Origin of the sequence: Photorhabdus antumapuensis, from assembly GCF_020387775.1 — a bacterium.
Taxonomy (GTDB): domain Bacteria; phylum Pseudomonadota; class Gammaproteobacteria; order Enterobacterales; family Enterobacteriaceae; genus Photorhabdus; species Photorhabdus antumapuensis.
Window position 1 is genome coordinate 59,835 of the sequence record NZ_JAHZMK010000007.1, and the last position, 7,167, is coordinate 67,001.

7 protein-coding genes and 1 pseudogene are annotated in these 7,167 nt (G+C 43.5%); 2 read left to right on the top strand and 6 right to left on the bottom strand.

Annotation, left to right across the window (positions count from 1 at the left end; translation table 11 throughout):
• Positions 1–14: 14 nt before the first annotated feature.
• The 3 genes from sdhA to sdhC are packed head-to-tail and all read right to left on the bottom strand — an operon-like array spanning position 15 to position 2,512.
• A complete protein-coding gene (sdhA, locus tag KZ793_RS00840) occupies positions 15–1,781 on the bottom strand; it encodes a succinate dehydrogenase flavoprotein subunit (protein WP_225812694.1) in 1,767 nt (588 codons plus the stop codon).
• Positions 1,782–2,129 carry a succinate dehydrogenase membrane anchor subunit gene (gene sdhD / locus KZ793_RS00845; protein ID WP_118985720.1) on the bottom strand — a complete coding sequence of 116 codons (348 nt, stop codon included), beginning with the start codon at positions 2,127–2,129 and terminating at the stop codon, positions 1,782–1,784.
• Complete coding sequence (gene sdhC / locus KZ793_RS00850; protein ID WP_214054103.1) at positions 2,123–2,512, bottom strand: succinate dehydrogenase cytochrome b556 subunit; 390 nt, start codon at positions 2,510–2,512, stop codon at positions 2,123–2,125. Before sdhC ends, sdhD begins: the two co-directional genes overlap by 7 nt.
• Before the next feature lie 868 nt (positions 2,513–3,380).
• Between sdhC and KZ793_RS00855 the strand changes: the two genes are divergently transcribed.
• Complete coding sequence (locus KZ793_RS00855; protein WP_225812702.1) at positions 3,381–4,664, top strand: citrate synthase; 1,284 nt, start codon at positions 3,381–3,383, stop codon at positions 4,662–4,664.
• Positions 4,665–4,736: 72 nt separating this feature from the next.
• Here KZ793_RS00855 and KZ793_RS00860 read toward each other — a convergent pair.
• The 3 genes and pseudogenes from KZ793_RS00860 to KZ793_RS00870 form a co-directional block, all read right to left on the bottom strand.
• Positions 4,737–4,977, bottom strand: a pseudogene (locus tag KZ793_RS00860) (zinc ribbon domain-containing protein); the annotation flags it as partial.
• A gap of 245 nt (positions 4,978–5,222) precedes the next feature.
• Positions 5,223–5,966, bottom strand: coding sequence for a type 2 GTP cyclohydrolase I (locus KZ793_RS00865; RefSeq protein ID WP_225812815.1), 744 nt, complete (start codon positions 5,964–5,966; stop codon positions 5,223–5,225).
• Between the two features lie 66 nt (positions 5,967–6,032).
• Positions 6,033–6,242, bottom strand: coding sequence for a YbfA family protein (locus tag KZ793_RS00870; RefSeq protein ID WP_225812704.1), 210 nt, complete (start codon positions 6,240–6,242; stop codon positions 6,033–6,035).
• A 456-nt stretch (positions 6,243–6,698) separates the two neighbouring features.
• Between KZ793_RS00870 and KZ793_RS00875 the strand changes: the two genes are divergently transcribed.
• Positions 6,699–7,079, top strand: a complete 381-nt coding sequence (locus KZ793_RS00875) for a hypothetical protein (RefSeq protein ID WP_225812706.1) — start codon at positions 6,699–6,701, stop codon at positions 7,077–7,079.
• Positions 7,080–7,167 lie beyond the last annotated feature (88 nt).

Genomic DNA, 7,167 nt, shown 5'->3' on the forward strand with positions numbered 1-7,167 from the left:
TTATCAGCAACTCATTAGTAAGTACGCGCTTTCGGCGGGAATGCTTCACGCAGCTTTGGCTGCATGTTGACATCACGACGAGTCATGGTCTCAGTTTGCGGTAGATAGAGGGTATGGCATAACCAGTTCGCATCATCACGATCCGGATAGTCGAAACGGCTATGAGCACCGCGACTCTCCGTACGAAAGTTAGCGGCAACAGCCGTAGAAAATGCCGTTTCTATCAGGTTATCAAGCTCCAGACACTCAATACGTTGGGTATTAAACTCTGATGAAGTATCATCCAAACGTGCACTTTTCAGACGTTCACGGATAACTTTCAGTTCTGCTAAACCCTTCGCCATTGCATCACCTTCACGGAATACCGAGAAGTTGTTCTGCATACACGCTTGTAAATCTTTACGAATTCTAACTGGATCTTCACCCGTACGGGTATTATTCCAACGGTTTAGACGTTGCAAGGATATTTCAATATCCGATTCGCTGGCTTCACGGCTAGTACCCTGCTCCATCAACGATTCTTTCAGGTGCAAACCGGCAGAACGGCCAAACACCACCAAATCCAGCAGCGAGTTACCACCCAAACGGTTTGCGCCATGGACTGATACACAGGCAATTTCACCGACAGCAAACAGGCCCGGAATAACCACATCTTCGCCTTTCTCGTTAATAGTCAGTGCTTGACCGGTCACTTTAGTTGGGATTCCCCCCATCATATAGTGACAAGTTGGAATAACCGGAATAGGTTCTTTTACCGGATCAACGTGGGCGAAAGTACGAGATAATTCAAGAATACCCGGCAGACGAGATTCCAGCACTTCTTTGCCCAAATGATCCAATTTCAGCTTAGCATGAGGCCCCCAAGGACCCTCACAACCACGGCCTTCGCGAATTTCGATCATAATGGAACGTGCCACTACATCACGACCAGCCAAATCTTTAGCATTTGGCGCGTAACGCTCCATAAAGCGCTCGCCATCTTTATTCAGCAAATAACCACCTTCACCACGGCAGCCTTCTGTTACCAGAACACCTGCCCCGGCAATACCGGTTGGGTGGAATTGCCACATTTCCATATCCTGTACAGGTACACCCGCACGCAGCGCCATACCGACACCATCACCAGTGTTAATGTGGGCGTTAGTTGTTGATTGATAAATACGACCTGCACCACCCGTTGCCAGAATAGTGGCCTTCGCTTTGAAATAAACCACTTCACCGGTTTCAATACAGATCGCGGTACAACCCACAATACTGCCATCCTGATTTTTAACCAAATCCAACGAATACCATTCGGAAAAAATAGTGGTGTGATTTTTTAAGTTCTGCTGATACAGCGTATGCAACAAGGCATGGCCGGTACGGTCTGCCGCCGCGGCGGTACGTGCAGCTTGTTCACCACCAAAGTTTCTTGACTGGCCACCGAATGGACGTTGATAAATACGACCGTCATCCAAACGCGAAAATGGCAACCCCATGTGTTCCAGTTCCAGAATTGCCTCGGGCCCGGTCTTACACATGTACTCAATCGCATCCTGGTCACCGATATAGTCGGAGCCTTTCACCGTGTCATACATGTGCCATTCCCAGTTATCGTCATGGGAGTTACCCAACGCAACGGTGATCCCCCCCTGCGCGGATACAGTATGAGAACGGGTTGGAAATACTTTGGAAATCAAAGCACAGGATAATCCCATTTGTGAAATTTGTAGTGCAGCGCGCATGCCAGCGCCACCCGCACCAATAACGACTGCATCAAACTCTCTTACTGGCAGTTTCATCTATACACCCCACACCACAATTGTTCCATAAATCAAGTAAGCCATCAGTACAACGATAATCGCCAATTGCAGCATTAAACGCAGTGCCAACGGCTTTACATAGTCAGTGAGTACTTGCCACATCCCAATCCAAGCGTGAGCCAGAATGGAAAACAGTGCCAGCACAGTGAAGACTTTAGTGATGGATGAAGCGAAGAAACCCCGCCAGACTTCATAGGTGATATCCGACGTTGTAACGACAAAGCCCAGCATATAAAGAACATATAAAACAATAATCATTGCGGACGCGCGCAATAATAGCCAATCATGGATACCCGTGCGACCCAATGCAGATGCGTTACTTACCATACCAGTACTCCAGCCAGAATCGACAGAATAACAGCAATCCCGATTGCCACTTTGGCAGAGAGACTACCGACCGCTAAGTTTTCTTCCAAGTAGCCGAAATCCATCAGCATATGACGGACACCACCACAGATATGATAAGCCAGTGCGGTCAGAATGCCCCACACAATAAACTTAGCGAAAAATCCCGTCATAATATCGGCGGCTTGCTGAAACCCTTCTTGCGAGGAGAGAGACATTCCTAACAACCAGAGGAGAATTCCTACTGCTACGAAAGTAATGACGCCGGAGACACGGTGCAAGATCGAGGCTATTGCAGAGACTGGAAAGTGTATCGTCTGCAAATCAAGGTTGACAGGTCTTTGTTTTTTCACAATTTTGCCCACACAGCTCTTTTATTATTTTCCTTCCTCCGGACCTGGGCGGAAATCAGACAGCGATAAGAGGATACAAAGACACAACATTCAATCAAACGATAGATCCTTCATGTTAAAGAATGTTGTGATTTAGTTACGCTGGGTGCTCCTACAGCAGGGTAATCCGGAGACCTGGCGGCAGTATATGTGCTTCACATTATTATTACAATTACAACACAATATGATTAGCTACATTTCCACTGAACAGTGATTAAGATCACGATTCAAACATATTGCACAAAATTAATTATCTTGTTTGACAAACTTTAAACATTTATCTTACATATATGGTTGAAAACACTTTTGAGATTGATTTTTGATAAGAGGAAAGACCTCAAGAAAAGCTAAAGTTATGTAACTGTATAGTCCACACGAATCATAATCATTTTTGTAGTCAATGCATAAAACATAACTCTCAAAAATTCGCTAACAATCTAAAAACCATTGTCGTCCAGGGTGAGATTTCAGCCTTAAATGTGATATTGGCCTGATTTCAGTTTTTCCCCGGTAGTACAGTGTCAGGGGACGCAGTATAAGAACCTATTCCACCAGACATCATAGGTGTAGGCCATTCTTGTCAATAAATTGGGAACACAGATTGCACAGCAACCGGAGTATGCGCACAGTCTGTAAGAGGCGGTTCATTCACAAATCGCTCACCGGCGCGGGCCACACCAAAGTGCATTCAAAAGTGACCGCTTTTGTCAGAGCACCGTCCAAGCCCGTTCTTGATGACAAAGAATGGTCGATAAAATAGCCTGATAAGATAGATTCTATACGGTGTCTTTCTGCCGTGGTTGTTAAGAGTTATAAAAATGAAAGCGCTAAGGAGACTGTAATGGCAGATAACAAAGCAACTCTAACCCCAAATGGTTCAGTTGCTATTGAATTGGACGTGCTAACACCGACCCTTGGGTCTAAAGTCATCGACGTTCGTACTCTCGGCTCCCAAGGTTTCTATACCTACGATCCTGGTTTTACTTCTACCGCATCTTGCGAATCCAAGATCACCTACATTGATGGTAACGAAGGTGTATTGTTGCACCGTGGTTTCCCTATCGACCAGCTAGCGACAAAATCCACTTATCTGGAAGTCTGCTATATCCTGCTGTATGGTGAAACACCAACACAAGAACAGTTTGATAAATTCCAAAAAACCATTACCCGCCACACCATGATTCACGAACAGATCCATCGCCTGTTCAACGGCTTCCGCCGTGATTCGCACCCAATGGCCGTACTGTGCGGTGTTACTGGTGCTCTGGCTGCTTTCTATCATGATGCCCTGGATGTGAACAATCCACGTCACCGTGACATTACCGCATACCGCCTGCTGTCAAAAATGCCGACAGTGGCCGCCATGTGCTACAAATACTCTATTGGTCAGCCATTCGTTTATCCACGCAATGACCTCTCCTATGCAGGCAACTTCCTAAACATGATGTTCTCTACACCATGTGAAGAATATAAAGTGAACCCAGTACTGGAACGTGCCATGGATCGCATCTTTATCCTACACGCGGACCATGAACAGAACGCGTCTACCTCGACAGTACGTACCGCAGGTTCCTCCGGTGCTAACCCATTTGCCTGTATTGCCGCAGGTATCGCTTCTCTTTGGGGGCCTGCTCATGGCGGCGCAAACGAAGCTTGTCTGCGTATGCTGGAAGAAATTCAGTCGGTTGAACATATTCCGGAATTTATTAAACGTGCCAAAGATAAGAATGATGCTTTCCGTCTGATGGGATTTGGTCATCGTGTTTACAAAAACTATGATCCTCGTGCAACCGTCATGCGTGAAACCTGCCATGAAGTGCTAGATGAACTCGGCCTGAATGACAGCCTGCTGGAAGTTGCTATGGAGCTTGAACGTATCGCTCTACACGACCCCTACTTTATTGAGAAGAAACTGTATCCAAACGTGGATTTCTACTCAGGCATTATCCTGAAAGCGATGGGTATTCCATCCACCATGTTCACTGTTATTTTCGCCATTGCCCGTACTATCGGCTGGATCGCTCACTGGAATGAAATGCATGATGCTGGCGTGAAAATCGCTCGCCCACGTCAACTCTACACCGGCTACACAAAACGTGATTTCGGAAGCCAGTTGGAAAAATAATAATAAAATCTGATTACGATAAGGGCAAAGCTGTGACTGCTCCCCGCCGCAAACGGCGAGACTTCCCACTTCTCAGGCCGCAACCGTCGATATGACGGATTTACGCTGGCCTCCGTGGGCAGAAACGACGAGTCCCACCGCCTGTAATTCTGTTGTGCCCTTGCACTGTATGTTGAGCGCCGCATTGATATCGCAGTCATGTTCAACACCACAGCAAGGGCATTGCCAGATCCGCTTATACAGCGGCATTTCCGGCACTTTAATGACCGCAGCAATAGCAGGTTTTCGAGCTGGCGAACCACTGATCCAGATTGATCTCATCACCTTCCTTGTGTATGCTCTTTATCCAAGAGTAGGTACTAGAGACTTGCTCTCTAAATTATCAAACGTAGCCTCTATTTGCGTGTGTAGCGAGATCACCAGGATCAAAATTCACAATTCTATGAATCGGATAGAATAACGTTATTGACAAAAAAACGTTAATTATGAAAAGCCTGTCAAAAGCTTTGAAGCCCACAATTAGTGGGCTTCGTTTATTTCCGCCTTAGGAAAACGTGATCAAGCCGGATTTGGAATATCGATAAAAGTCACGTCCAACCCATGATTATCAGCCAACCATTCACCCAACGCCTTAATACCATAACGTTCAGTAGCATGATGGCCCGCGGCATAAAAATGTAGCCCCATTTCACGGGCAATATGAACCGTCTGCTCTGACACTTCACCGGTAATGAAAGCATCAACACCAAATTCAGCCGCTTGTTGAATAAAACTCTGACCACCGCCAGTACACCAAGCAAGAGTACGAATCTCCGCAGGTGCATTGTCACCGACATGAAACGCTTTGCGACCAAGCGCCTGTTCAATACGTGAAGTTAACTCCACCGATGTTATCGGCTGTTCAAATTCCCCATGCGGCACAAATGCATCAATTAATCCAACGACTTTCGCGCCGATCTGATGGGCTAATTGCACGTTATTTCCCAGTGATGGATGGGCATCAAGGGGCAGATGATAACCATATAAATTTATATCATTACAGAGCAAAGTTTTCAGGCGATTACGTTTCATACCACGAATCACTGTTGGCTCATTTTTCCAAAAATAGCCATGATGAACGATGATGGCATCAGCCTGATGACGAACCGCTTCATCCAATAAAGCCTGACAAGCAGTAACACCAGTAACAACTCGCTGAATATGAGCACGCCCTTCAACTTGTAAACCATTGGGGGCATAATCCTGAAACTCGTCAATTTTCAGCTCTTGGTTAATCACATTTTCCAGCTCAATATTACGCATCATATTCGTCCTGTGTATTGATTGTATGACAATAATATACCGTTACCTGCCTCCAATTGTCAGTTGTCAGCTACTTCTGACTGTCATAACCTGCTCTGATTGTTTTAACCATACGGGTTTATCGCTGGTTTTTACCCAAATACGATACAAATAACTGTAAAAACGGACGCGATCACGACGAAACAACATAACCGGAAACACCAAGATACCGAAAGTAACAGCACCAATACGACGCAAAAGAACCTGATACCAAGGATACTCACGATATGAAGACATATTAGTCCTCCTTAAAATGATTCCACTTTTCCGCAGAATCTTAAAAATAATCAATTTGTAAATTGTTTAAAATTTTATCGCAAAAAATGAAAATTTACCACTTATATGACCACTTTTAAGCCGTTATTATCGCTATATTTTCTATTTTATGTAATTTTATTACATAAAATAGAGTAAAGATGTAATATTACAAACAAATTATGAACATTTTATTAACAATCAGGGAATGGATTGGGCTCAATAGATAATCCTATTGGAAAAAATAAAAAAATGCCTACGGAGAACGATATGGACATTTGAAAATAACCGCTTGACTCTGGCAATAAAAGTAAGGATTGCCAATATGAAAATTTTCATTGAAAATTATTATATGAACATGGGAAAATAATGTAAGCCTTTGCACCATACTATTTTTCCATGCTCATGGATTAACTATAACAGATAATAGGAGAAAAGATGAAGGTATTAACTGTTATATTATTGATATTAATAACAAATATTTCAGGTTGTGTCTCCAAAAAACATTCTTTTTCTATTGACTATAAAGCAAATGGCGAAACTTTTCGTTTGACTCCATTATGTATAGAGGAAATCACCCCGAAAAAAAGGGATAATTACTATTCCATTTTCATCAAAGTAAAAAACAACTCTCATTGCAGTAAACCATTTAATCTCCTTATAAAGCAAAACGTAGGAAAAAAACTATCTGTTTTCTTTAACAATAAACCAATATTGGAAAATACCAATATAATTACGCCAATGCATGTCGAAAATGGCTTCTATCAGGGAATAGACTCAAATACAACATTTGAAGAAATAGTCAACTCTTTAAATTGACGAAAATCTATGGCTTATTTTTCCCGAAAAAAAGCCATAGATTAATTAAATATTTTTTAAAAAAATTCATATACCTAATAGATTTCGA

What these genes read in the sequence shown, in the direction of transcription:
- KZ793_RS00855 (WP_225812702.1), top strand. Translation starts at nt 3,381, where the DNA reads ATGGCAGATAACAAAGCAACTCTAACCCCAAATGGTTCAGTTGCTATT.
- KZ793_RS00865 (WP_225812815.1), bottom strand. Translation starts at nt 5,966, where the DNA reads ATGCGTAATATTGAGCTGGAAAATGTGATTAACCAAGAGCTGAAAATT.
- sdhD (WP_118985720.1), bottom strand. Translation starts at nt 2,129, where the DNA reads ATGGTAAGTAACGCATCTGCATTGGGTCGCACGGGTATCCATGATTGG.
- sdhA (WP_225812694.1), bottom strand. Translation starts at nt 1,781, where the DNA reads ATGAAACTGCCAGTAAGAGAGTTTGATGCAGTCGTTATTGGTGCGGGT.
- KZ793_RS00875 (WP_225812706.1), top strand. Translation starts at nt 6,699, where the DNA reads ATGAAGGTATTAACTGTTATATTATTGATATTAATAACAAATATTTCA.
- KZ793_RS00870 (WP_225812704.1), bottom strand. Translation starts at nt 6,242, where the DNA reads ATGTCTTCATATCGTGAGTATCCTTGGTATCAGGTTCTTTTGCGTCGT.